The 22,489-nt window shown below is 69.3% G+C and carries 24 protein-coding genes; 9 read left to right on the plus strand and 15 right to left on the minus strand.

The annotated features are described in order from the left end of the window. Positions 1–4: 4 nt before the first annotated feature. Positions 5–1,201, minus strand: a complete 1,197-nt coding sequence (locus ACH34S_RS10490; RefSeq protein WP_395952300.1) for an RNA-guided endonuclease InsQ/TnpB family protein — start codon at positions 1,199–1,201, stop codon at positions 5–7. A gap of 143 nt (positions 1,202–1,344) precedes the next feature. Between ACH34S_RS10490 and ACH34S_RS10495 the strand changes: the two genes are divergently transcribed. Both ACH34S_RS10495 and ACH34S_RS10500 read left to right on the plus strand, forming a co-directional pair. Next, a complete protein-coding gene (locus tag ACH34S_RS10495; RefSeq protein ID WP_395952301.1) occupies positions 1,345–2,922 on the plus strand; it encodes a lactate racemase domain-containing protein in 1,578 nt (525 codons plus the stop codon). Next, complete coding sequence (locus ACH34S_RS10500; protein ID WP_395952302.1) at positions 2,919–3,857, plus strand: lysophospholipid acyltransferase family protein; 939 nt, start codon at positions 2,919–2,921, stop codon at positions 3,855–3,857. The genes ACH34S_RS10495 and ACH34S_RS10500 overlap by 4 nt, the downstream gene beginning before the upstream one ends. A 61-nt stretch (positions 3,858–3,918) precedes the next feature. Here the strand turns inward: ACH34S_RS10500 and ACH34S_RS10505 are convergent, their stop codons facing one another. Genes ACH34S_RS10505 through larE form a run of 4 tightly spaced genes read right to left on the minus strand, consistent with a single transcriptional unit; the run spans position 3,919 to position 6,762 of the window. Next, positions 3,919–4,647: a LarC family nickel insertion protein gene (locus ACH34S_RS10505; RefSeq protein WP_395952303.1), complete on the minus strand. Its 729-nt coding sequence runs from the start codon at positions 4,645–4,647 to the stop codon at positions 3,919–3,921. Next, positions 4,644–5,249, minus strand: a complete 606-nt coding sequence (larB, locus tag ACH34S_RS10510) for a nickel pincer cofactor biosynthesis protein LarB (RefSeq protein ID WP_395952304.1) — start codon at positions 5,247–5,249, stop codon at positions 4,644–4,646. The genes ACH34S_RS10505 and larB overlap by 4 nt, the downstream gene beginning before the upstream one ends. Beyond that, on the minus strand, positions 5,249–5,908 hold the full coding sequence (locus ACH34S_RS10515; RefSeq protein WP_395952305.1) for an AIR carboxylase family protein: 660 nt from the start codon (positions 5,906–5,908) through the stop codon (positions 5,249–5,251). The genes larB and ACH34S_RS10515 overlap by 1 nt, the downstream gene beginning before the upstream one ends. Further along, positions 5,905–6,762 carry an ATP-dependent sacrificial sulfur transferase LarE gene (gene larE, locus ACH34S_RS10520; RefSeq protein ID WP_395952306.1) on the minus strand — a complete coding sequence of 286 codons (858 nt, stop codon included), beginning with the start codon at positions 6,760–6,762 and terminating at the stop codon, positions 5,905–5,907. Before larE ends, ACH34S_RS10515 begins: the two co-directional genes overlap by 4 nt. A 138-nt stretch (positions 6,763–6,900) precedes the next feature. Between larE and ACH34S_RS10525 the strand changes: the two genes are divergently transcribed. After that, on the plus strand, positions 6,901–7,374 hold the full coding sequence (locus ACH34S_RS10525; RefSeq protein WP_395952307.1) for a hypothetical protein: 474 nt from the start codon (positions 6,901–6,903) through the stop codon (positions 7,372–7,374). A 524-nt stretch (positions 7,375–7,898) separates the two neighbouring features. Here the strand turns inward: ACH34S_RS10525 and ACH34S_RS10530 are convergent. The 3 genes from ACH34S_RS10530 to ACH34S_RS10540 all read right to left on the minus strand — a co-directional run bounded on the left by ACH34S_RS10530 (position 7,899) and on the right by ACH34S_RS10540 (position 11,076). Further along, on the minus strand, positions 7,899–8,498 hold the full coding sequence (locus ACH34S_RS10530; RefSeq protein ID WP_395952308.1) for a superoxide dismutase: 600 nt from the start codon (positions 8,496–8,498) through the stop codon (positions 7,899–7,901). An 86-nt stretch (positions 8,499–8,584) separates the two neighbouring features. After that, complete coding sequence (locus ACH34S_RS10535; protein WP_395952309.1) at positions 8,585–9,358, minus strand: hypothetical protein; 774 nt, start codon at positions 9,356–9,358, stop codon at positions 8,585–8,587. Between the two features lie 20 nt (positions 9,359–9,378). Then, positions 9,379–11,076 carry a hypothetical protein gene (locus ACH34S_RS10540; RefSeq protein ID WP_395952310.1) on the minus strand — a complete coding sequence of 566 codons (1,698 nt, stop codon included), beginning with the start codon at positions 11,074–11,076 and terminating at the stop codon, positions 9,379–9,381. Between the two features lie 153 nt (positions 11,077–11,229). Here ACH34S_RS10540 and ACH34S_RS10545 point away from each other — a divergent pair, with 153 nt between their 5' ends. Further along, the gene (locus tag ACH34S_RS10545) at positions 11,230–11,550 is read left to right on the plus strand and encodes a hypothetical protein (protein WP_395952311.1); all 321 of its coding nucleotides are present in this window, start codon (positions 11,230–11,232) and stop codon (positions 11,548–11,550) included. A gap of 86 nt (positions 11,551–11,636) precedes the next feature. Here ACH34S_RS10545 and ACH34S_RS10550 read toward each other — a convergent pair whose 3' ends face one another. Next, a complete protein-coding gene (locus ACH34S_RS10550; RefSeq protein ID WP_395952312.1) occupies positions 11,637–12,431 on the minus strand; it encodes a hypothetical protein in 795 nt (264 codons plus the stop codon). A 12-nt stretch (positions 12,432–12,443) separates the two neighbouring features. After that, entirely contained in the window at positions 12,444–13,166 is a 723-nt protein-coding gene (locus ACH34S_RS10555; RefSeq protein ID WP_395952313.1) for an ATP-binding protein, read from the minus strand. Positions 13,167–13,399: 233 nt separating this feature from the next. Here ACH34S_RS10555 and ACH34S_RS10560 point away from each other — a divergent pair, with 233 nt between their 5' ends. The 3 genes from ACH34S_RS10560 (at position 13,400) to ACH34S_RS10570 (ending at position 15,570) form a co-directional block, all read left to right on the plus strand. Further along, on the plus strand, positions 13,400–14,293 hold the full coding sequence (locus tag ACH34S_RS10560) for a helix-turn-helix domain-containing protein (RefSeq protein WP_395952314.1): 894 nt from the start codon (positions 13,400–13,402) through the stop codon (positions 14,291–14,293). A 20-nt stretch (positions 14,294–14,313) separates the two neighbouring features. Then, positions 14,314–14,520 (plus strand): DUF397 domain-containing protein, encoded by a 207-nt coding sequence (locus ACH34S_RS10565; RefSeq protein ID WP_395952315.1) that lies wholly within the window; start codon positions 14,314–14,316, stop codon positions 14,518–14,520. Positions 14,521–14,586: 66 nt separating this feature from the next. Continuing rightward, positions 14,587–15,570, plus strand: coding sequence for an FAD-dependent oxidoreductase (locus ACH34S_RS10570; protein ID WP_395952316.1), 984 nt, complete (start codon positions 14,587–14,589; stop codon positions 15,568–15,570). On the opposite strand, the gene ACH34S_RS10575 is transcribed toward ACH34S_RS10570, so the two are convergent. Continuing rightward, a complete protein-coding gene (locus ACH34S_RS10575; RefSeq protein ID WP_395952317.1) occupies positions 15,550–16,704 on the minus strand; it encodes a hypothetical protein in 1,155 nt (384 codons plus the stop codon). The two genes, ACH34S_RS10570 and ACH34S_RS10575, sit on opposite strands and share 21 nt — an antisense overlap. 457 nt (positions 16,705–17,161) lie before the next feature. On the opposite strand from ACH34S_RS10575, the gene ACH34S_RS10580 reads away from it, so the two are divergent. Next, complete coding sequence (locus ACH34S_RS10580; protein WP_395952318.1) at positions 17,162–17,896, plus strand: hypothetical protein; 735 nt, start codon at positions 17,162–17,164, stop codon at positions 17,894–17,896. A gap of 57 nt (positions 17,897–17,953) precedes the next feature. Here ACH34S_RS10580 and ACH34S_RS10585 read toward each other — a convergent pair whose 3' ends face one another. Both ACH34S_RS10585 and ACH34S_RS10590 read right to left on the minus strand, forming a co-directional pair. Continuing rightward, complete coding sequence (locus tag ACH34S_RS10585) at positions 17,954–18,400, minus strand: YbaB/EbfC family nucleoid-associated protein (protein WP_395952319.1); 447 nt, start codon at positions 18,398–18,400, stop codon at positions 17,954–17,956. A 20-nt stretch (positions 18,401–18,420) separates the two neighbouring features. Further along, complete coding sequence (locus ACH34S_RS10590) at positions 18,421–19,479, minus strand: hypothetical protein (RefSeq protein WP_395952320.1); 1,059 nt, start codon at positions 19,477–19,479, stop codon at positions 18,421–18,423. Positions 19,480–19,545: 66 nt separating this feature from the next. Between ACH34S_RS10590 and ACH34S_RS10595 the strand changes: the two genes are divergently transcribed. After that, positions 19,546–20,046, plus strand: a complete 501-nt coding sequence (locus tag ACH34S_RS10595) for a hypothetical protein (RefSeq protein ID WP_395952321.1) — start codon at positions 19,546–19,548, stop codon at positions 20,044–20,046. A 928-nt stretch (positions 20,047–20,974) separates the two neighbouring features. Here ACH34S_RS10595 and ACH34S_RS10600 read toward each other — a convergent pair. Both ACH34S_RS10600 and ACH34S_RS10605 read right to left on the minus strand, forming a co-directional pair. Next, entirely contained in the window at positions 20,975–21,127 is a 153-nt protein-coding gene (locus ACH34S_RS10600) for a hypothetical protein (protein WP_395952322.1), read from the minus strand. A gap of 95 nt (positions 21,128–21,222) precedes the next feature. Continuing rightward, entirely contained in the window at positions 21,223–22,413 is a 1,191-nt protein-coding gene (locus tag ACH34S_RS10605) for an MFS transporter (RefSeq protein WP_395952323.1), read from the minus strand. Positions 22,414–22,489: the final 76 nt, after the last annotated feature.

Consider the following 22,489-nt stretch of genomic DNA (forward strand, 5'->3'; position numbering starts at 1 on the left):
GCGGCTAGGGCCGGGGGATTCCAGCCTTCGCGGACTGGGGTTCCTGCTTCACCGGCGAGTGCATCCGGTTGCCCGGACGTCCGACCTCACCTCCACAGGCCGTCACCGCTCGACCAGCGGCCAGTATGTTCTTGGCGGCGTTGACGTCCCGGTCATGCCGGGTGCCGCAGGACGGGCAGCGCCACGTCCGGGTGCGGAGCGAGAGCCGTACGAGCAGGTGCCCGCACGCCGAACAGGTCTTGGAGCTCGGATACCAGCGATCGACCACCACGAGCGTCCGGCCCGCCCGCGCGCATTTGTACTCCAGTTGGCGGCGGAACTCGCCCCATCCGCAATCGGAGATCGCACGCGAGATCCGGCGGTTGCCGACCAAGTTGGCCACCGCGAGGTCTTCGACAACGATCACATCGTGTTCACGGACCAGCCGAGTCGAAGTCTTATGGAGGAAATCCCGGCGCGCGTCGCGCACCTTGCCGTGAGCACGGGCGACCTTGGTCCTGGCCTTCCTGCGGTTACTGGACCCGGGCTGCTTGCGTGCCATGCGCCGCTGGTAGCGGGCCAGATTGGCCGCCTTACGCTCCAAGTGCCGGGGGTTGGCGATCCGCTCCCCGTCGGACGTCACCGCGAAGTCGGCGACCCCCAGATCGACGCCGACCATCGCGCCAGTGGCCGCGGCCTGGTCGGGATCGGCGGCCTCCACGGCCAGGGAGACGTACCAGCGGCCGTCGGGGTCGCGGGAGACCGTCACGGTCGTCGGGACAAGTGTGGCGGGGTCGACATCAGGCCAGGACCACACGAAATGCAGGTGCGCGTTGGTCTTGGCCAGTGTCAGGCGTCCCTCTCGCCAGCGGAACCCGCTACGGGTGTACTCCATACTCTGGCGGCCACGCCGGGACTTGTAGCGCGGGTAGCGAGCCCGTCCGGCGAAGAAGTTGGCGAAGGCTCGTTGCTGCGTGCGAAGCGCCTGCTGCAGCGGCACCGAGGAGACCTCGCTCAGCCACGCGAATTCCTCGGTCTGTTTGAGCCGCGTGAGAAAAGCGTTCGCCTGCGGCACATTGGTGCCAACTCGATCCTGACGCCATCGGTGGTGCCGCCAAGCCAGTGTCTGGTTCCACACCACGCGCACGCATCCGAACGTGCGATTAAGCATCGCCGCCTGTTCGGGGGACGGATAAGCCCGACACTTGTACGCCATCCGCATAGGCGGAATTTTAGCAGGCGACATATGTGCTGCTTAATGCCGCTTTGTTCTGGCAACGGAACAACCTCCATCGTGCCTCCAAGTGGCATGTTCATTTTCCTCCCCAGGGCTGAAGCCCAGAGTTCCCAGCGAAAGGAAGTCCGATGAGCAGACCGGGACTCGTTCTGGAGGTGGACGAGCGGACGCCACCGCTTCTCGTGCACGAAGGAGAAGGGTTCCGGCTGGAGCGTTTCCCGCTCGGCACCCGCGTGATCTACCCGCCGGACTCGCTGCCCGGCATCCGCGACGTCACCGGCCGGATCCGCGACGCGCTGCTGAACCCGCTCGGCAGCGAGCCGCTGCCCGAGCTGCTGCACTCCGGCATGCGGCTGACGATCGTGTTCGACGACCTGTCGCTGCCGCTGCCGCCGATGCGGGCACCGGACGTCCGCGGCCGGGTGATCGAGCAGGTCCTGGAGATGGCCGCCGCCGCCGGGGTGGACGACGTCGAGCTGATCGCCGGCAACGCGCTGCACCGCAGGATGACGCCCGCCGAGATCAAGCACATCGTCGGCGAGCGCGTCTTCAACTCGTTCTGGCCCGACAAGCTCGGCAACCACGACGCCGAGGACCGCGACAACCTCACCCTGCTCGGCCAGACCCGGCACGGCGAGGACGTCGAGATCAACAAGCGGGCCGCCGAGAGCGACCTCATCGTGTACGTGAACATCACGCTGGTCGCGATGAGCGGCGGCGCGAAGTCGGTGTCGGTGGGGCTGGCGTCGTACAAGAGCCTGCGGCACCACCACAACGTCCACACGCTGCGGGAGTCGCGCTCGTTCAACGACCCGCCGAACTCGGCGATGCACCACTCCTACGACCGGATGCACAAGCTCCTGTCGGAGTCGGTGCGGGTGTTCCACATCGAGTGCACGGTCAACAACGACCAGTTCCCGTCGCCGTTCGAGTTCCTGAACAAGCGCGAATGGGAGTGGACGCTCAAGGACCAGGCGAAGTTCCTCGCGGGCAAGCGCGCCAACGACCTCGCCCCGGCCGGGGCCCGGCACAAGGTGTGGCAGGGCATGCGGGCCCCCTACGGGATCACCGGGGTGCACGCGGGCGCGACGGACCTCGTCCACGAGAAGACCCTCGCCAACGTGCACCGGCAGCAGCTCACCGAGGTGCAGGGCCAGTCGGACGTCCTCATGCTGGGGCTGCCGTACCTGTGCCCGTACAACGTGAACTCGGTGATGAACCCGATCCTCGTGTACAGCCTGGGGCTCGGCTACTACTTCAACATGTACAAGAACAAGCCGCTCGTCCGGGAGGGCGGCGCGCTGATCATGTACCACCCGATGAAGTCGGAGTTCCATCCGCTGCACCACCCGAGCTACATCGACTTCTACGAGGAGGTGCTGACGCAGACGACGGACCCGGCGACCATCGAGACGAAGTACGAGGAGCAGTACGCGACCGACCCCTGGTACGTCCACCTGTACCGGAACTCGTACGCCTACCACGGCGTCCACCCGTTCTACATGTGGTACTGGGGCGCGCACGCGCTGTCACACCTCGGCGACGTCATCTGCGTGGGCGCCGACCGCCGTGTCGCGTCCCGGCTCGGGTTCCGCGCGGCGAGCACGCTCGCGGACGCGCTGGAGATGGCGGGCGAGACCGTGGGCCGCAGCCCGTCGCTCACCTATCTGCACACGCCGCCGATGACGCTGGCGGACGTCCGATGAGCGGCGGCTCCGGCAAGCGCGGCCGGATGAAACTCGTCGAAGAGGTCCGGCTGCTGCGGCGCGGCCGCGACTGGCGCGGCCGGGCCCCGGCGCCCCGGTCGGCGCAGCCGTGGCAGACGGCCCCGCCCAGCCGCCCGTTCCCGACCGAATGGGCGCGGACGCCACTCGCCATCGCGGCCCGGAAGGTCGCGTTCGACGGCGTGCTCAGGACGCTGACGTGGAGCCAGACACGTCCCGAGATCCACGGCGCGGAGGTCTTCGACGAGTTCAAGGGCCCGGTCGTGTTCGTGGCGAACCACGCGAGCCACCTGGACACGCCGCTGATCCTCGGCTCGCTGCCCGTCCGGATCCGCAACCGGGTCGCGGTCGCCGCGGCGGCCGACTATTTCTTCGACGCCCGCTGGCGGGCGGTCGCGACCGCGCTGACGTTCAACGCGTTCCCGATCGAGCGGCGCGGCTCGGGCGGGGCGCTGGACCTGGCGTCCGAGCTGCTGCAGGACGGCTGGAGCCTGCTCATCTACCCGGAGGGCACCCGCTCGACGGACGGCTGGGCCCGGCGGTTCCGGATGGGCGCGTCGCTGCTGTGCCGCGAGCAGGGCGTCCCGGCGGTGCCGCTGGTGCTGCGCGGGACGTACCAGGCGATGCCGCGCGGCGGGTTCTGGCCGAAGAAGGGGCGGCCGGTCGTGTCCGTCCGCTACGGCAAGCCGCTCACCCCGGACGAGGACGAGTCGACGAGCGCGTTCAACGCCCGCCTGGAGGACGAGATCGGCCGCCTGTGGGTCGAGCACGACGAGGACTGGTGGACGTCCCTGCACTCCACCGACCGCCGCCGCGCGCCCCGGGGCCCGGACGCGGCCGAATGGCGCCGCAAGTGGGAGTCGACCAAGCCGCAGGCGCCGTCGTCCCCGCACAACCGCATCTGGCGCCGCCGCTGACCGCGGTGCTCAAGCGTGGGCGCCCGCCGGCCAACGACGTCCGGCGGGCGCCCTTCCGCTTTCAGTCCGTTTCGCCGAGGACGACCTGCGTCACGTTGGGGAAGTCCCCGAAGATCTTCGTCCCCGCCCCGAACCCGTTCCCGGTGACGGTCATGGACGGCATGGGCCCGAACTCGGTCGCCAGCGTGACCAGCAGCGCGGTGCCGGTCGGCGTCGCCATCTCGGAGTCGATGTCGTGCCCCTGGATGGGCGCCTTGGCCCGGGCGAGAAGCTCGACAACGGCAGGCCCCGGGTTCGGGATGAGCCCATGCCGGCACCGGATGAACCCTCGTCCGACAGGAATGGGCGCGGCGCGCACCTCGTCCACACCCAAGGTCTCCAGCGCGGCACACGTTCCCACGATGTCGACGATCGCGTCGTGCCCGCCGACCTCGTGGAAGTGCACGTCTTCCGGCGGCGACCCATGGACGGCGCCCTCGGCCTCGGCCAGCGTCCGGAACACGTTGAGGGCGCGCTCGCGCACCCGCTCCGGCAGCGGCGAAGCGCTCACGACCTCCTCGATGACCGCATGAGTGCGTGAAACGGCATCGTCCTTGACATCGACGATGGCGCGCGTGGCCGCGATCCCGCGCCGCGAAACCCGCTCGACGTCCAGGGACCAGCCCGGAACGTCCAGCCCTTTCAGCATGGCCCGCACCTCATCGAGGTCGGCGCCCGCGTCGAGCAGCGACCCGAGCGCCATGTCCCCGGCCACCCCGGCGAAACAGTTGAAGTACGCGATCTTCGTCATGTCAGCATCCTTCGCGCTAGTACCGCGGCTCCGAGCCCGTCGTCGATCCCGGTGACGGCCAGGCCGGGCGCTCCCGAGTTCAGCAGCGCGGACAGCGCCGCGAGCCCGCCGCCGGAACTGCCGTAGCCGACGCTGGTCGGCACCGCGATCACCGGCCGCGACGTCAGCCGCGCCGTGACCGAGGGCAGCGCCCCGTCCATGCCCGCCGCGACGATCAGCAGCCGCGCCTCGTCCAGCCGCTCCCGCACTGCGAGCAGCCGATGCAGCCCGGCGACCCCCACGTCGGCGATCAGTTCGACGTCCAGCCCGAACGCCGCCGCCCCCGCCATGGCCTCCTCGGCCACCGGCAGGTCAGCCGTCCCCGCGGACAGAACGGCGACGGGCACCGGCACGGCGGCCCGCGGGCGCGTCAGCACCACCAGCCCGGACCGCGCATGATGGACGGCCCCCGGCGCGGCCTCCTTCGCCGCCTCGTACTGCTCGCCCGACGCCCGCCGCAGAAACGCGACCTCGGCGTCCCGGGCCAGCAGTTCCTTGACGCGCTGCCGCACCTGGTCCGCATCGAGCCCGGCCGCTTCGGCGACGGCGACGATCGGCCGCATCACGCCCCCGCCGCGTTGACGAGATGAGCCGCGTAGCCGGCCCCGTATCCATTGTCGATGTTCACCACGACGACACCGGCCGAGCACGAGTTCAGAGCCGACAGCAACGCAGCCTGCCCGGCCTGCTCGCCTCCCCCGGACGTGGGCAACGCGACGACCATCCGGTCGGTCAGCCCCGAAACAAGCGTCGGCAGGGCGCCACCCGTCCCGTCCGCGACGACGAAAACGCCAGGCGCGTCCTGCTCGCGAAGCCACTCGGGCAGGGCGGCGGGATCATGGACAGGCGCGTCATAGCGCCTCACCACCCGGCTCCCCATGGCCTCCGCGACCAGCGCCGCCTCCTCGGCCGCGGCCTCGTCCTCCGGCCGCCCGCACACGACCTCGACGCGTCCCACCCCGGACACCGCAACAGGCGCAAGCACAGCCAACCGGGCCCGCTCATGCACCACCGTGCCGGGGAACGCGGCGCGCAACGCGTCCAGCGTCTCCTTCCCGGCCCGCGTGGCAAGCACATTGACCGCCCCAGACCCGATCAGGCTCTCGGCGATGGCGACGACCTCCGCAACGGTCTTGCCCTCGCAGTAGACGGCCTCCGGATGCCCGCGCCGCCGCCCCCGCCCGATGTCGACGCGCGCGAACCCCAGCTCGTCAACGGTCATGTCGCCGCCCGCACCCGAGGAAGCCCGAGCACCGCGTTGTGACTGCCCTGCCGGTAAGGCTCCAGATCGAGCGTCACATAGCGGAACCCGGCCCCCTTGAGCAGCGCGACGAGCTCGCCCGCCCGCTCCGCCGCACGCCCGATGTCGGCCGCCTCGACCTCGATCCTGGCGAGGTCGCCGCCCTGGTCGCGAACCCGGAACCGGCCACCGAACCCGGCGCGCCGCAGCGCGTCCTCCGCGTCCTCGACCCGGCGCAGCGCGTCCCGCGTGACGGGCACCCCGTACGCGAGCCGCGACGACAGACAAGCCGAAGCAGGCTTCTCAGAAGTAGGCAGCCCCAGCTCCCGCGCGGCCTCCCGAACCTCTGCCTTGCTCAACCCTGCGTCCACCATGGGGAACCGCGCCCCAAGCCGCCGCGCCGCACTCTGCCCCGGCCGGTGATCGCCGAGATCATCCGTGTTGACACCCAGCAGAACGGGCCAGTCCCCCGCCTCGGCCGCCACGGCGCCGAGCACCGACACGAGCGCCTCTTTACAGAACCGGCACCGATCGCCCCCATTGGCGACGTACCGCGTGTCCTCAAGCTCCTGCGTCTGCACGACCCGATACGGCATCCCGAGCCGCTCGGCCTGCGCACACGCGTCCGCCAGCTCCGCCCGTGCCAGCGACGGCGAGTCGGCCGTGACGGCGAGCGCCCGCTCCCCCAGCTCCTGGTGCGCGACGTAGGCGAGCAGCGAGCTGTCCACCCCGCCCGAGTAAGCGACGACGGCACCGGGCAACGCGGCCAGCGCCTCGCGCAGCGCCCTGACCTTGGGCAGCGCCGTCACTTCCGGTGAAACGAGGCTGTGGGCCATCCGGTTCTCCTTCGGCGTCGTCGTCCTCCGGCTCGTGAGGCTAGACGCCCGAACGCCCTAGGCGAATCCGTCATCCGACGGGCGACTTCAGCATGCCCCCAAGGAATAATTCAGAATACGATCTGATATTTTGGTTGCATGAGCGCAACAGCCCGCCCCGACTCGGTGACCTTCTCCGACCTGTCCCGTAATCCGCGGGCCGTCGCGGAGCGCGCCTCCCGGCTCGGACGAGTCCGCGTCACTCATCGCGACGCGCCGGACTTCTTCCTGACGGCCGCCGACCGCGAAGAGCAGCGCGAGGAGACGCTGGCGACCGCCTCCAGGATCTTCCTGGCCCTGATGAAGCACGATCCGGGTGCCCGAGACCTGCTGCTCGCCATGCCCGAAGTGTTCCCGTGGGTACGTCACCTCAGCACCGAGGAGGTTCGCGCGTTCACCGTCGAACTGGTGGAGGCGATCTCGGACGCGGCGGAACTCGATCTCGACGCCTCCACGGGCGAGGTGATCGCCGGCTGGCGCGCGACCGCCCGCATCAAGGCCGACCCTGCGCAGCTTGCGGACGCGGCCCGGCCGACCAGCGGTGACTTCGGCGCCGTGGAGGTCCATCCGTGAGCCCCAAGCGCGGGGACAGGGTCACCGTCCCCCCACCGGACGGCGAATGGGACCTACGGTTCGGCACCAGCGAAGCAGTGCGCGGATGGGAGGAACTGTGTCGCCTTGCCTTAGGCAACACGCGGCGGTGCTACGAGACGCTCCGCTCTGACCCACGCTCCCGAGCCAACCACGAGCGGCAGCATCGGCTCCGCGGGGAACTCGCGACGCACAGGCACAACGGTCGCGACCTCGAGCAGTGGGAGTACGAAGTGACGAGCGGCGGGCGGGTGCGCTACGTCATCAACGACGACGACCGCATCGTCTGGATCGTCTACGCATCACCACGCCATCCGAAGGACACGGACGGCTGACCAATCCCCCGCTTGCGCCGGACTGCGCCCCTGCATTCCCGGCGGGTCGTTGACAGCCGGCAGGCGACTTCAGCATGCCCCAGCACAAGGCACGACGCCCTCCAGGCCGCAAGGGAAAGGTTCTGAGCACGATCCCGGCCTGGAGGGCGCCGCGGTCTGGGCGCCCTGCGGCTAGCCGCGGGCTTTGTCGAAACGGGCTGTGACGTCCGTCCAGTTGACGAGCGACCAGAGCTTCTCCACGTAGTCAGGCCGCACGTTCCGGTACTGGAGGTAGTAGGCGTGCTCCCACGCATCGAAGACCAGCAGCGGTGTCGTGTTCATCCCGACGTTCCCGTGGTGGTCATAGACCTGCTCCACGACGAGCCGCTTCCCCAGCGGTTCCCACGCCAGCACGCCCCACCCGGACCCCTGCACGGTGGACGTCGCCGTAGTGAGCTGCTTGCGGAACGCGTCGAACGACCCGAAGTGCTCATCGATCGCCGCCGAGAGCTCCCCGTCGGGACGGTCCCCGCCGTCCGGTGACAGGTTGTCCCAGAAGACCGAGTGCAGGACGTGGCCGGACAGGTTGAACGCGAACGTCTTCTCCAGCCCGACCAGCCCTCCGTACTGCTCCTTGTCCCGCGCCTCCGCCAGCCTCTCCAGCGTGTCGTTCGCGCCCTTCACGTAGGCGGCGTGGTGCTTGGAGTGGTGCAACTCCAGAATCTCCCCGGTGATGGCGGGTTCCAGAGCGGCGTAGTCGTAGGGCAGATCGGGAAGCACGTAGTCAGCCATACGGCCACTATTGCAAATGACTTGCAACTACGTCCAGGCGGCAACTGCTGCCTGGACGAGCGCGTTCCGTGGTCCGGGACGAGGGGTCAGCGGATGTAGACGAGGCCGTCCGTGGCGACCGTGGGGCGGCCCGAGGTGCCGGCGACGACGATCTTGATGGTGTGCTTGGCGCTGGTGGTCCAGTTGCGCGTCCACAGCAGCTGGCGGTAGGCGGTGGACGTGGCCCGGGTGTCCAGCGTCGCGACCTTTACGCCGTCCGAGTAGATGTACACGGCCCCGTACTTGGCCGCGCGCGTGAAGACCAGGCCCACGCTGGTGCCGGTGAACGTCCAGCTCGCGCTCGCGCCCCGGGCGGTGGTGTAGAGACCGCGCCCGCCCAGGTAGGACGTGCTGGTCACCGTCTTCCACGTGCCCGTGCGTACCGCGGAGCCGTCGCTGAAACCGCCCGCGTAGCGGCTGATGGCGCCGGTGGTGCTGTTCCCTGCGGCGTCCTCGGCGGTCAGCGACCACGACTGCGTCGCGAGCGCCTTGGCGGTCGCGGGCCAGGTCGTCGCGGTCGTGGCGAAGGTCTGCGCGGACGGCGACGTCGCCTTCAGCGAGCTGAGCAGGGTGTTGTCGCCGGCCTTCCAGCCGAGCTGGACGGGGTAGGCGGTGGCGTTGACCGTCGCCTTCCGCAAGGTGAGCGACTGGGACGAGAGGACCGGACGAGTCGTGTCCGCCACCACCGTGAAGACCGGGGACTCCGATGTGGTGCCGTCCTCGAAGGCGGCGCGCAACTGGACGGCGTGCGTGCCCGGGACGAGGTTCAGCGTGGCGGACTCGGCCCCGGCCGCCGGCTCGGCGGCCGTCGCACCGTCCACGCTGACGGTGTAGGTCGATATCAGGACGGATCGACGACCGTGCGGTCTCCGTCCGATTCGTAGGCCACGACCTGGGCGATCGGCAGGCGGGCCGTTTCCGGGGACGGGCCGCCGGCGCGCGGGCCCGCCACCACCAGCAGGAGCCCCCCGCGGTCCCGTTTCTCCTCGTGGGGACCCAGCTCGCCGACCGTCTTCAGGCGCGTGACGTCCGGGCCCGCCGCCGCGACGAGATGCCAGCGGCGGGGCGACCGCCACCAAACGGCCGCGGCGACCGTCCCGGCGGACGAGCTGAAGTCGCTGTTCGTCCCGCCCCGCTCGGACAGCGCCCGCCCGTCGTCCGACATCAGGATCGAGCGGCCCGGGGCGCCCCACGGCGTGGACACGTCCACCGTCAGCAGCGTCGCCCGGCCGCCGCCGTCGGGCAGCTCGCCGCTCCACAGGCGGCCCAGCCGCAGGTCGTTCGACTCGCTCAGCGTGGCCGCGCCCTCGCAGGTGACGGCGCGCAGCGCCGCCCAGCTGAACCGCATGTCACGCTCCGGCGGATCGCGGAACCACACGCGCGGCGCGGCGGAGCGGGGGTCGTGCGAGGCGAGCTGGACGACGTGCCGCGGCCATCCGCCGGTGGGCGCCCGGAACGTCATGCCGAACACCACGTAGTTCTGGCAGCGCGGCGTGAACCAGCGCCAGGGCAGCGGATCGGTCAGCCCGTCCTTGACGGCCACCGGCATGTACTCCGGAGATTGGCTGGACGGCCTCGCCACCCGCACGTCCCGCAGCCACGGCGGGACGAGATAGCGCCACGTCAGGCCCACCATGATGAGCTGCCCGGCGCCCGTCCCGAGCCTGCGGACCGACTCCACACCGCGCGACAGGCGCCGCTCGAAGTACTGCGCCACGTTCGGCGGCAGCCGCAGCCCCGGAGAATCGCGCAGGACGACCAGCGACGCACCGTCCACCCTCCCCGCGTACAGCACGACGACCGGCCCCTGCGGCGGGTCATGCCGGTCGCCCCGCCAGGCTTCGGCGGCCCGGCGCAGCAGCCCGGCGTCGTCCCGCAGCTCGCCCTGTGCGGGCCATTCGTAGACGGTCGGCAGGCTCGTCCGCTGCCACGCGCGCGGGTCGACCGCGGTAGGAGCGTCGGGCCCTTCGCCCGACGGGTTCAGGACGAAACCGGCGACCGCCAGCACCACGGCCACCAGCCCGGCCGCGACGGCGGCGCGCCACGCCCGCGGCACGCTGCGCGGCGGGCGGAGCCGGACGAGGTCGGGTTCGAACGCCTCGATCTCGGCCCGCTGCGCGGCTTCGTCCAGGCCCGTCCGCTCGTCGACGTCGCCGGTGACCTCGTCCACGTCCCAGGAGTCGATCCGAAAATGGTCGCCCAGCTCAGCGGCGACCTCGGGCGCGGTGAGCCCGTCGAGGCGCAGCAGGTACGCGAGCCGCTCGGGCGGTGACAGCTCCCGCAGCGCCTCCCGGACCGACCCCTTCGGAGCCGGCACGGCCTCGAAGAAGAGCCGATGCGGCTGGGGACGTCCGGCGGGCGGGTCGGAGAGCAGGGTCGCGACGAGCCGCGCCCGCATCGCGGAGTAGTCGCCGTTCTTGACCCGGGCCGCACGCGCGGCGGCACGGCGGGCGCGCATGAGTGGCGCGTCGCCGTCGTCCAGCACCAGGTACGCGAGCCGCAACAGGCCGGCGTAGCGCTCGCGGTCCACCGTTCGCACCGGGCACCTCCCACCCGCATTGTGCACGGCCCGCCTAAAAAAGCACTGCGGCCGCACAAAGTCCCGCGAATTAGTCATCCAGCAACCACCCGGACACGAATGTCAGGCGGCCGTTCGCGCGGCACCACTACCGCTCGCGAAAGGGAGGACCCCATGAAGGACACACTCGGTGGCGCTCGGCGGTGGGCGCTGGCCTCGTTCACCGTCCTGGCAACCGCAACGGCGCTGGTGGGCACCGCGACCAGCGCCTCGGCCACCCCGACGGACTGCACCACCGTCAACGGCGGCAACTTCGCGGAGAGCCGCTGCACCGGCGGCACCGGCGAGCACCGCGTGATCATGGTGCAGCAACACTTCAACCCGGCCGTCGGCCTGATCGCCTGCGAGGGACCGTGGGTGCCGGTCGGCTCCGTCTCGCGCGCGCCCTGCGCCAACCAGACGGTCGTCTCGGTCACGGTGCAGACCCGCGGATGACACCTGTCCTCTGGACACGGACAGCCCTTGATCGTCGGACGAGGTCAAGGGCTGTACCAGGTGACCACCCGAACGGCGCCCCCGGGCTACAACGTCTGGACCGGCGGCGCCGGGGCGGTCGCCTCGTCCGGCCGGGTCAGGCGGTACGTCCACGCCGCGACGACGGTGATGATCGCTGCCCACGCTCCGTAGATGGCGGCGAAGAGCCAGAGCGCGCCCATGTCGACCTCGGGCGCTGTGGTCTCGGCCGTCCCGCCGGCGATGGCCATTGCCCCTAGCCCGCCCAGGACCATGCCGACGGCGACGCCGAGGACGCAGTTCATGCCCCGCGTCGGCACCCGCCGCGACCACCGGACCAGACGCCAGCCAGCGCTGCAGACGAAGAGAAATCCTGAGACGGCGAGCACGATCGCCATGGCCAGCATGGTCTCGGCCATGGTGGAGGGGCTCGCGAGCGTGGCCTGCTCGGCGTCCCGGGTGGCGATCTTCACGACTGCACCGCGCCAGACGGTTCCCCTCACCCGGTCGCCGTCATCCAGGGTGTTCAGCAATGGCCCGTCGTTCCGGTACGCCGTCGGCCACTCGTACCCCTGCTCGGGCGTCGTGAGCATGGCGCCGATGCCCTCGTTCCGACCCTCATAGAGCTGGATGTCGGAGACGATGAATTCCTGCGTCCACGTGCAGTCCGCCGGACGCTGGGGCGGCGCGGCGCAGTCCGGCGCGTCCCGCAGCGCGTGCAGTTCGTCCCTCCGCTCGGGAAACTCGGCCGCCGCGAACACCGACCCCAACAGCATCCCGATCCCGATCAGCAGCACGGGGATGGCCGCGATCCGCCAGGTCAGGAGGGGCCGCTCGCGCACATCGTTCGCAGCCCCACCCATGATCGGATTCTCTCAGCCCCGGTCAAGCCGCTCCCGTCCGGATACGGTCAGCGCGGGCCCAGGGACTTGGATGCCGTCCAGCCGCCGGACGATGTGCTCCACCGTCTCCTGGAGGTCGATGAGGGGGCGCTTGAGGTAGCGGCCGGGGCCGTCCTGCCAGCAGAAGTGCCGGGGGTGCACCCACACGTTGAGGCCGGGCAGCACCAGCACGGACACCCCGTGCCCGTCGCTCGTCCGCATCCCCGGAAAGCCGCGCCGCGTGACGCACGACAGGAGGCATTGCGCGGCCGTGCCGGGGTGGACCTTGAGCGTGCGGCCCGGCCAGGTACGCGGGAGCGGCAGCGCGAACCACACCGCCTTCCCCCGGACGACGGGCTCGGCGGCCCGCGACCGCGTCCTGTCGCACCCCCACGCGGCGGTGAACTCCGCCACCAGCCCGAGCCCTTTGCCGTGCTCGTCGAGCAGCCCGCTACTGGACGCTCGCGGCAGCTCCGTCCGCGCACCGTCGAACACGGACACGACGAGCTGCGGCGCCGGGACGGTCCGCGCCCAGATCCACAACTCGGGCACGGTGACCGGACCGCCCGCGGCCCTGCCGTGCCGGAGCGCGTTGGTGGCGATCTCGGACACGGCGAGCTTCCCGTCCTCGATCACGTCCCGGTCGGCCCCGAGCCCGTCCATCGTCCGCTGAAGAAGCCGCCGCGCCGCCGCAGGCCCACGCTCATCCTCGGGCAACCGCCAAGCACAAACCCCACCCGGCGTAAGCCGCTGCCCACCCTCACACTCCATGGGTCACACCTCCCGGCCGCGATCACGATGTGTGTGCACCGCGTCACATGTCGTACGGACGGCTCGATCCTGACCCACGGGAAGATAAGATGCAATCCCGTTTTGAAAACTCATAAGAGATGACCGAGTTGGACTGTGTGTGCTGATTTCACCACGCAAGGTGACTTCGGGAGTGGAGAATGACCACCGAGAACCGAGGAGGTGCCTCCATGCCACGCCCCGAGAGCCCGACCGTCCGCCGCATCATGTTGGGCATCCGTCTCCGCGCGCTGCGCACCCGCGCAGGCGTCGCGGCGGACGACGCGGCCCACCACATCGCCAGGACGGACTCGACCATTAGCCGCATGGAGACCGGGCAAAGCTCCGTGCCCGCCCGCGTCCTCGAACGCCTCGTGGACCTGTACGGCGCCACGCCGGAGGAGACGGCGCAGCTGACCGAACTGGCCAAGGCCGCCCGGCAACGCGGCTGGTGGCAGCGCTACGGCGAGGTCCTCCACCCGGGCTTCGAGCTCTACCTGGGCCTCGAAGCCGAGGCCACGGAGATGCACGCGTACATCAGTGAGTGGGTGCCCGGTCTGCTCCAAACACCCGAGTACGCTCGCGCGATCATGGCGGTCGAACCACGTCGCCCCTCAGACGAGGAGATCCAAGGGAGGGTCGAAGCCCGGCTTGCGCGACAGGCGATCTTGGACGGCGATGACCCGCTCCAATACTGGGTGGTTCTCAACGAGGCGGTCCTTCGCCGGGTGGTGGGCAGTCCACAAGTGATGGCCGAACAACTGCAGGCGCTCGCAACCAAGGCACGAAAGCGGAACGTGAAAATTCAGGTCTTGCCGTTCAGTTCAGGCGCGCATCCAGCAGTGAGTGGCCCGTTTACGCTGGTGACGATCGATCTCGGCGAGTCGGCAGTTGCCGAGTACGCCTACGTCGAGAACCGGGCAGGCGCCCTACTGATGGACAAGACGGCAGAAATCGATATACATAGGCTGACGTTTGATGCCCTCCGAGCCGATGCGCTCAGCCCGGAGAAGTCGACCGCTCTGATCGAGAGGGCAGCCGCAGAGCTGGCATGACGAAGAGGCGGGATCTCACGATGCTTGACCACAACTCAAACCGTCCTGCATGGCGCAAGAGTTCTCGTAGCGGGAGTTCCGGCGGTGACTGCGTGGAGGTCGCGCTGCTTGGCGGGCTGAAGGCTGTGCGGGACTCCAAGAACCCGGAGGGCGGCCACTTGACCGTCGAACGGGACGCCTGGGCCGCACTGGTGTCACAGATCAAGCAGGGCACCTACGACCTCTGACGCAGGAGTCGGGGCGTCCGGCGGCACGTCGGGGTCGGGTGATCTCGGCGGGATACGGTGGCGCGCATGGGCGGTGCGAGCGAGTTCGACGTTCTGGTGATCGGTGCGGGGGTCGTCGGGCTGACCACCGCGATCACTCTTGCCGAGTCCGGGCTGCGGGTTCGGATCCACACGGCGGACCCGCCTGACGGGGCCACGTCCGCCACGGCGGGCGCGATGTGGTGGCCGTACCGGGTCGAGCCCTATGAGCGGGCCAAGGAATGGGCTCTCAAGAGTTTCGATGTGCTTGCGGATCTTGCCGCGTCCCCGGCCGTCACCGGGGTTCGAATGGCCGATGGCATAGAGGCGGGACGGAAGAGCTACCGGCCGCCGGAATGGGCCTCTGGAACGGGTGCCCGGCCGTGCGATGCCGACGAACTCCCGGCAGGCTTCGCGGAAGGCTGGCGCTACAGGCTGCCGCTGCTCGACATGCCGGCCTATCTCGCCTATCTAGTCGGACGTTTCGAATCCGCGGGCGGCGTTCTGCAGGTCAAGAAACACCGGGACATTCCCCTGGCCGCCGCCCCTGTCATCGTCAACTGCACCGGAACGGGGGCGCGCCTGCTGGTGGACGACGCGAACGTGGTCGCCGTCCGAGGGCAGGTCGTCGTGATGGAGAACCCTGGGATCACGGAATTCTTCTGCGAGGACGACGACGGCGGGACGGACCTCGTCTACATCCTGCCGCACGGCCGCAAGGTGATCCTGGGTGGGACGGCCGAACCGTCCAGCTGGGACCGGGAACCCGACCCGGACACCACGCGCGCGATCTTGGAACGTTGCACGGCCGTCCGGCCCGAGCTCGCCGGTGCACCGTTCCTCGGCCAGCTGGTCGGGCTCCGTCCGGAACGTTCCACCGTCCGGCTGGAGGAGGAGGTGCGGCGCGACGTGGCGGCGCCGCACGGCCGGTTGATCCACAACTATGGGCACGGCGGCGGCGGGGTCACCCTGGCCTGGGGCTGCGCCGCCGAGGTCGCGGAGCTCGTCCGGTCAGCGCCGGACCTGCCATGACCTGCCACGGAACTCGGCGATGCCGCCCTCGGGGCCGCGGCGGAAGAGGTAGACGACCGCCCGCGCCGTGAGCGTGGCGGTGACGGTGAGCGTCCACAGCCAGACCCCTGTACCGGCGAGACTCAGCAACGTGCCGGCGAGCGGCGCGATCCCGGTCAGCACCGCGAGGGTGCGCGTTGGCAGGGTCCATGAGAAACGGTCGGCGATGGAAAAGGCCGAGGACTCGTAGATCAGCAGCCCGGCGGACAGGACGGCCGCGACCAGGATCGCCGACCATCGCGCCCTGGTGACCTCCGCGTACGTCATGGGCAGCGAGATGATGAAAGGCAGCACCCCGCCGTACTCCGAAAGGACGTTGCCCCATTTCATGATATTGCCGAAGACATTGGCCTTGATACGCGCGAGCTCGCCGGACGCGCTCGCGTAGATGATGAGCGAGAGCGTCGTTAAGGCCGTGGCGGCGATGAGCAGTACGCGAACGCTGTCGGGGTAGCGGGCGGAGGCGAAGGCGAAACCGAGCAGGAATGTCATGGCCGCCAGCACCGCCCCGGAGAAGGCGATTCCCGCCGCCGCCTCGGCCGACTGGAGTGCCGCGGGGTCGTCCCGCTCGAACCGGGACACCTCGAACGACGTTCCGACCATGCCGGTGATCGCGTGGTCACCGCCGTCCAGGAAGGCGAAGAGCTGGTCGGACGCGGACGCCGGGACGAGGTATCGCTCGTCCGGGTCAACGTAATGGACGCGCGCGTTGTACTGGCAGTAGAGCAGGCGACGTTCCCCGTCCCGGACGACCCGTGCGGCGAAGAAGCCGCTGCCCAGCAGCAGCCGGGCGGCCGCGTGGTCGGCGGTGTCGACCAGGGCCGAGAGCGAACAGTTCTCCGGGCCCAGTTCCCTGACCCGCAGCACCTCATGCAGGAGCGCACTGACCCCGCTGCCTGCGAGCGTGACCAGCCGGAGATGGCCCGAGCCGGGAGCCTCGAAGATCAGCACACCGACGATCGTCGTGCTCTCCTCGGCCACCCACGCCCGGCCGTCCGCGAGGGCGCTCCGCAACCCGTCGGCATCCGCTCCGTGCAGCCCGGGGCGATCGAATGAGGCGAGGACGTCCTCGTCCGCGCTCGTGGCGACTCGCATGGTCGGCGACATGGGTCCTTTCCGCTCCCACACGGCCATGCGGCGGGGGCTTTGAGGACAGTGACTTGCCGACGTGAGGATCGGTTCCCTCTATCGCGGAGACGTTGGTGGCCGATGGTGGCGACCTCCTCCTACGGAAAACCGCGACCGCCGCGCTGCGGATCTCCTTCGGGAAGCCCCGGTCACCGTGACCGGCGAACGGCCCTTTCCGGCCAAGTCGAGAACTCGCCATATTGGTCAGTAAGGGCGATTGAACCGCTGGTAATCGGCTGGGATACTGTCCGCGTTTTGATCGTTCTCAAGGCGCATTCCCCTCGACCATGACCATTTGACCGTTCCATAATCTGCGTGAAGCTGGCCATGAGCAGGGCGGATAATCCCAATGTTCGGGACCGGTCGCGGACCGCAACCGCGGCCTCGTCCGCGTGACAGCGGGCGAGGGAGAGGTGGCGAAGTCATGATCGGTTCGGATGGCGGGGCGGGGCGCGGCCCAAGGCTCGCGGGCGCGTTCAGAAGGATCGCGCGGGCCTCCGTGCTGCGCGTGATCGCCGTGTGCGCGCTCGCGCTGCCGCTGGCCGCGTGCGCGACACCGCCCACCACCAGGGACATGTTCGGCGAGTACCTGCGCTCGACGGACGTCGTCGGCGACGAGTTCCAGAGCGCGAACACTCAGGCCAGGGTGGCCGGTTTCGCCACCATGGGCTCCCCCGAAGAGCTCATCGGACGGCTGATGGCACCGCGCCCCTGCGAACCGTCCGGCTGCGTCCGGCCGTGGGAGCAGGGCGGCGGTTCCAGCAAGCCGGCGCCGGGTTTGGACGCGGCCAATGCGCTAGCAGGGCCGAACGGAAAGGTCTACGAACGCAAGATCCTGGTCCAGCGGGACGGCGACAAGCTCGAACTCATCTCGCTCTACCTGGTGCACAAGGCCGACGGCACCAAGCTGCTGGTCGATTCCAAGAAGAAGAGTCACACCGGCGGGCTGGACGGCTTCCGGAAGACCAACAACGTGCTCGACTCCGACGATTTCATGCTCGTGACCCGCGACCTCACCGCCGTGTCGGGCAAGAGCGAGATCGTGGTCGTCTCCGGTCACGTCGCCCCAAGCCGGAAACCCTGGCTCATCGGCGGCGGCGCCTTCCTGGTGGCCGTCATCGCCCTCTGGGCAATCGTGCGCCGCGTCCGCAAGTCCTAACGGCCAGCGCCCCTCCAACCGGCGGCCCGCCCCCTCGGCAGGGCGGGCGGTCGAAGGTCAGGCGCCCAACATCTTGCGGACGCGTTCGAGTTGCTCGGTGACCTCCTTGATGGGGTCGCTAGACCGTCCGATCCGGTTGGGCAGGTCCTCCAGGCCTTCCGGCATCTGCGGGGTCTCGCCGCGCATCACCTTCTGGAGCAGTGGATTGGCGGCCGTGATCGGCTCCATCAGCTGGGAGATCTGTTCCTGGACGTTCTGGGCGGCGTTCTGAGCGGCTTCCAGGATCGCCTCACCCAGGGCTTCGGAGCCCATGCGCATCGCACGCGGGTCGATGGTGACGCCGCGCAGCGCGCCACTCGTCTGCACCTCGACGCGTACCTGCCCGTTGGACGCCTCACCGACGCCGGTGACCTCGCTGAGTTGCTCGCGGATCTCCTGCGCTTTGCGGACCTGCTCCATCGCGCTGGCGACGAAGCGGTCGAGTTCAGGGTTTCCCGTTGACATCTTCGGCTCCTCGGAGGGGCTCAGTCGTTCGGCGGCTTGATATCGAGGCCCTGCCAGTCGACCTTCAGGTCGATGAATGTCGTCTGCTCTCCACCGACGCCGATTTCCAGCTTCTTGAACCCCTGCGCGTCCTGCATTGCGGTGCTGAGGACGCTGAATGCCTGCCAGAGGAAGTAGCCGATGGTGACGACGATCCCGCCGGCCACGGTGACACCGAGCACCGAGCCCAGCATCTCCTTGGCGGCCTCGGCCGCCGGTGCCGCCGGGGTCCCGACGAAGAGCGTCAAGTAGATCAGGTAGGCCAACGCGGCGAATGCGATCGCCGCGGTCGTATCCATCATCGTGTGTAGAGAATTGATGATCGACTCCATGGTGGTCGCCATCGAGTCGGCATAGCCTTTGGCCTGCCCGGCTTCCGCGCTGAACGCCTTCACCCATTCATTGAAAGCGTGCCTGCTCGCACTGGAGTTGGACCATTCTTCATCACCAAGGATGCTCAGCGAATTATCCAGGCTGAACTTTTCCAAGTAGTCCGAGGCCTTCTCCCAGGTGCCCTTGGCGCGAGCGATCTCGTTGTCGTCGGGCCGGACGAGCCACCAGGCGGTGGCCGCGACCAGGGCAGTGGGGGCGAGGAAGCTGGCCGCGCCGAGAGCGCCCGCCACGACCATGAAGGCCGCGCCGAGCCCGACGCCCGCAGCAGCCGGGCCGGATTCGATCGCCACCCGCACTGGCACGTCCGTGCTCTGCTTCGGCGGGCTGGTGTCCACGCTGAACTTGCGTGCGGGGTCGATAGTGCTGGCCCGCTCCGCCGCATCGAACCGACCGGCCACTTCGAGCATCCCGGCGATCATCTCGTCCAGCTTCTTGGCGCCGTCCTGCAGATTCGTCGTCTGGCTCTGCCGAGCGGAATCGTAGGAGGACATCGCCGGCATTCCGATGACGCCGAAGGCGATCTGCGACATGCTCGTGTACTGCTCGACGAGTGCCTTCGCGCCGTTGAGATATGTTTTCGGCTCGGTGGCGACGAAGCTCGCCGCACGCTTAATCGCCTGAGCACTATGTTTGGTTTCTTCGGACATGACGACAGTCTCCAATCTTGCCGATCAGGCGTGCTAGCATCGCGACGTCAAAAGAGAGGGCGGACAATGTCTGAGACAATCGTCTTCCACTCCCGTAACGCCAAGACGCTCCCCCTCGGCTTGGCGGCGGTGCTCTTTTCGCTGGCGGTCGGCGCCGGTGGGATCTACGCGGGCCTCACCACGAGCCCGGGCATGCTGGTCTTGGGCTCGGTGGGTTTGCTCGCGGCCGTCGGCATAGGCCGGGGGATACTTCAGGTCAAGGACGGCTACCGTCTCACCGTGGATTCCCAAGGCCTGGGTGTGGGAGTCCGCGACTCCGTGGTCGAGATTCCGTGGTCCGCAGTCGAACAGATCGGTTTTGATCCTGCGCGGCATACGATCGCGGTTGCACCGCGGGCCGAATACGGGCAGCCACGCACGAGGAAGCCGGCCCCCGTGTGGGAGGCACGGCGTGGCCTGTTCCATCTCTGCCGTGTGGACGCCATGACCGTCGAGCCGAAGCAGATTCTGGACGTCCTGCGCCGATACGGAGGGGACAGGTGGCACGAGCGCCTGACGACCCCGTGACCGCCGCCGCTCGCAGCCGACTGCCTCAGGGCTCGGTTCCGACAAGTTGCCAACCGCCCGGGAGTGGAGACCCGTCCCCGTCAGTCGCATGGGGCGCCGTTCCGTAAGCCCCGGTCACACGCGAGTCCGATCCGATCTGTCTGTCCGGCACTACTTGAGCCGACGACCGAGCGCGGACGTATCGGGCGCATTTCCGACACGGTTTTAATGATCTTTGTGTGCACCCCAAAGGCTCCCGTCCCCGCACGCTCACGCCGCCATCAGCAATGGCCGTAACATTTTGACACGAGATCGGGAATAGGGAACACCCCGCGTGGGAGGGTTTTAGGGTGGGCATGCCACATTCGCCCCGGCCCCAGGCTGTGACCTCGCCATTCTCCTCGTCGGGCATCCGAACGCCTGTCGGGCGGAGTCCGACACGTCGATCAACAGAATCCCGTTCTCCCTTTTCGGCAATCAAATAAGCGGAACCGGTCCCGTACATAACGACACGCGACGGCATCTCCGGCTCTGCTCCGGACCTGGCCCATGCAACCCTGCCTCCGCTCGAAACCTCCGACATGGAAGAGGCACCCACTAGTGGCCAGCGCGGACTGGCCTGGTGGTCGGTCCCTAACGACATGCGGCACGTGATCGCCTACCAGAATGAGCATGGGTGCCCGGCGACCGGCGCCGCGGCCGCCATTCCCCAGAGGGTCAGGGTGGGCGCTAACGGGGTGGAAACGGCCTGGGCGGCGGTCGAGTCCAGAAGCAGAGGAATCGGGGCGGTGCTCGGTGCGGCGTCAGATGACCCGTCGCCGGCCACGCATGATCTTGACTGAAGGCTTCTGGACCACCAGGGATGGTGAAGGGCCCGTCCCTCGTGGGGACGGGCCCGGGCGTAGGTCGGGTCTGCTCGGGGTGTGGTCAGCGACGGCGGCCACCGGTGTCAGTGGCGGGAGCCGCCGCGGACCTTGGCCAGCAGGCGGCGGGCCCTGGCCTGGGTGCGGGGGTCGCGGGCGAGCCGTTCCGCCCTGGCCCGTGCCTTCTGGCCTTGCGGGCTCCGGATGAATTTCTTAATCCGGTCGATGATGGAAGCCAACGTTCTTCCTCCTCGGCCTAGCTTTGACAGTTCAACGTCTGCCCACTCTGGAAAGTTCGGAACCGTCCCAGAGGTGCGGATCATCTTGCTCCCTCTCACGCCCGCCGGGTACTCCACACGGCCAGGAAGGTGAGAACGGTCAGCGCCGCGCCGAACCACAGGACGGCGGTGGCGGACGCGCCGTTCACCACGAGGCCGCCGAACAGCGCCCCGAGCGCGATCGCCAGGTTGAACACGACGGTGTTGAGCGCCGTGGCCGCTTCGGCGTGGTCGGGCGCCGCCTTCAGGATCCACATCTGGACGGTGACGGGCACGCCCCCGAACGCCAGGCCCCACAGGACCAGGAGGGCGACCCCGGTGACGGCCGTCGCGCCGAGCAGCGGGAACAGGGCCAGGACGGCGGTGAGCAGGACGCTGACCGCGGTGATCGTGACGCGGACGTTCTTCCCGGCGGCGGCTCCGGCGACGAACGTCCCGGCGATGCCGGCGGCGCCGAACACGAGCAGCAGCGGGCCGATGAGGTCCTCGTCGATGCCGGAGACGTCCTGGAGGACGGGGCTGACGAAGGTGTAGGCCGCCATGTGCCCGCTGACCAGCAGGAACGTGGCGATGGTCGCGCCGCGGACGAACGGGTTGCCGAAGAGCGCGAGCAGCGGGCCGAGGCGGATGGACCCGGTGGCGGGGATGCCGGGGAGCAGCACGAACAGCGCGGCCACGGCCAGGAGGCCCAGGCCGGAGAGGGTGAGGAAGGCGATCCGCCAGTCGGTGAGGCCGCCGATGAGGGTCCCGGCCGGGACGCCGAGGACGTTCGCGGCGGTCGCCCCGCCGAACGCGATCGATGTGGCGCGGGGGACGTGGCTCGACGGGACGAGACGGACGGCGATCCCTGCGGCCAGGGCCCAGAACCCGCCGATGGAGATCCCGACCAGGAAGCGGGAGGCCAGGAGGACGGGGAAGTTCGGGGCCAGGAAGGAGAGGAGGTTGGCCGCCACCATCAGGCTGATCAGGGCCAGCAGGACGATGCGGCGGTCCAGGCGTCCGATCGCGACGGGGACGAGAAGCGCGCCCGCGGACGCGACCAGACCGGGCACGGTGACCATCAGGCCCGCCGTCCCCTCGGAGACCCCGAGGTCTCCGCCGATGGAGGTCAGCAGGCCAACGGGCAGTTGCTCGGCCGTGACCACGAGAAACGTCCCGACCGCGACCGCCACGACGGCCAGCCAGCGCTTGAGGGACACATGCTCGGAGGCGGCCTCGGCCGCCGCGGACGGTTCGACGCGGTTCATCGCTGCACACTCCCGGCTCGACGGATCATCTGGTCAACGTCAAGTAGATGAACGTTAAGATTTATTCCGTTGAGAG

It is taken from the genome of Actinomadura sp. 3N508, from assembly GCF_044326375.1.
Lineage (GTDB): Bacteria > Actinomycetota > Actinomycetes > Streptosporangiales > Streptosporangiaceae > Spirillospora.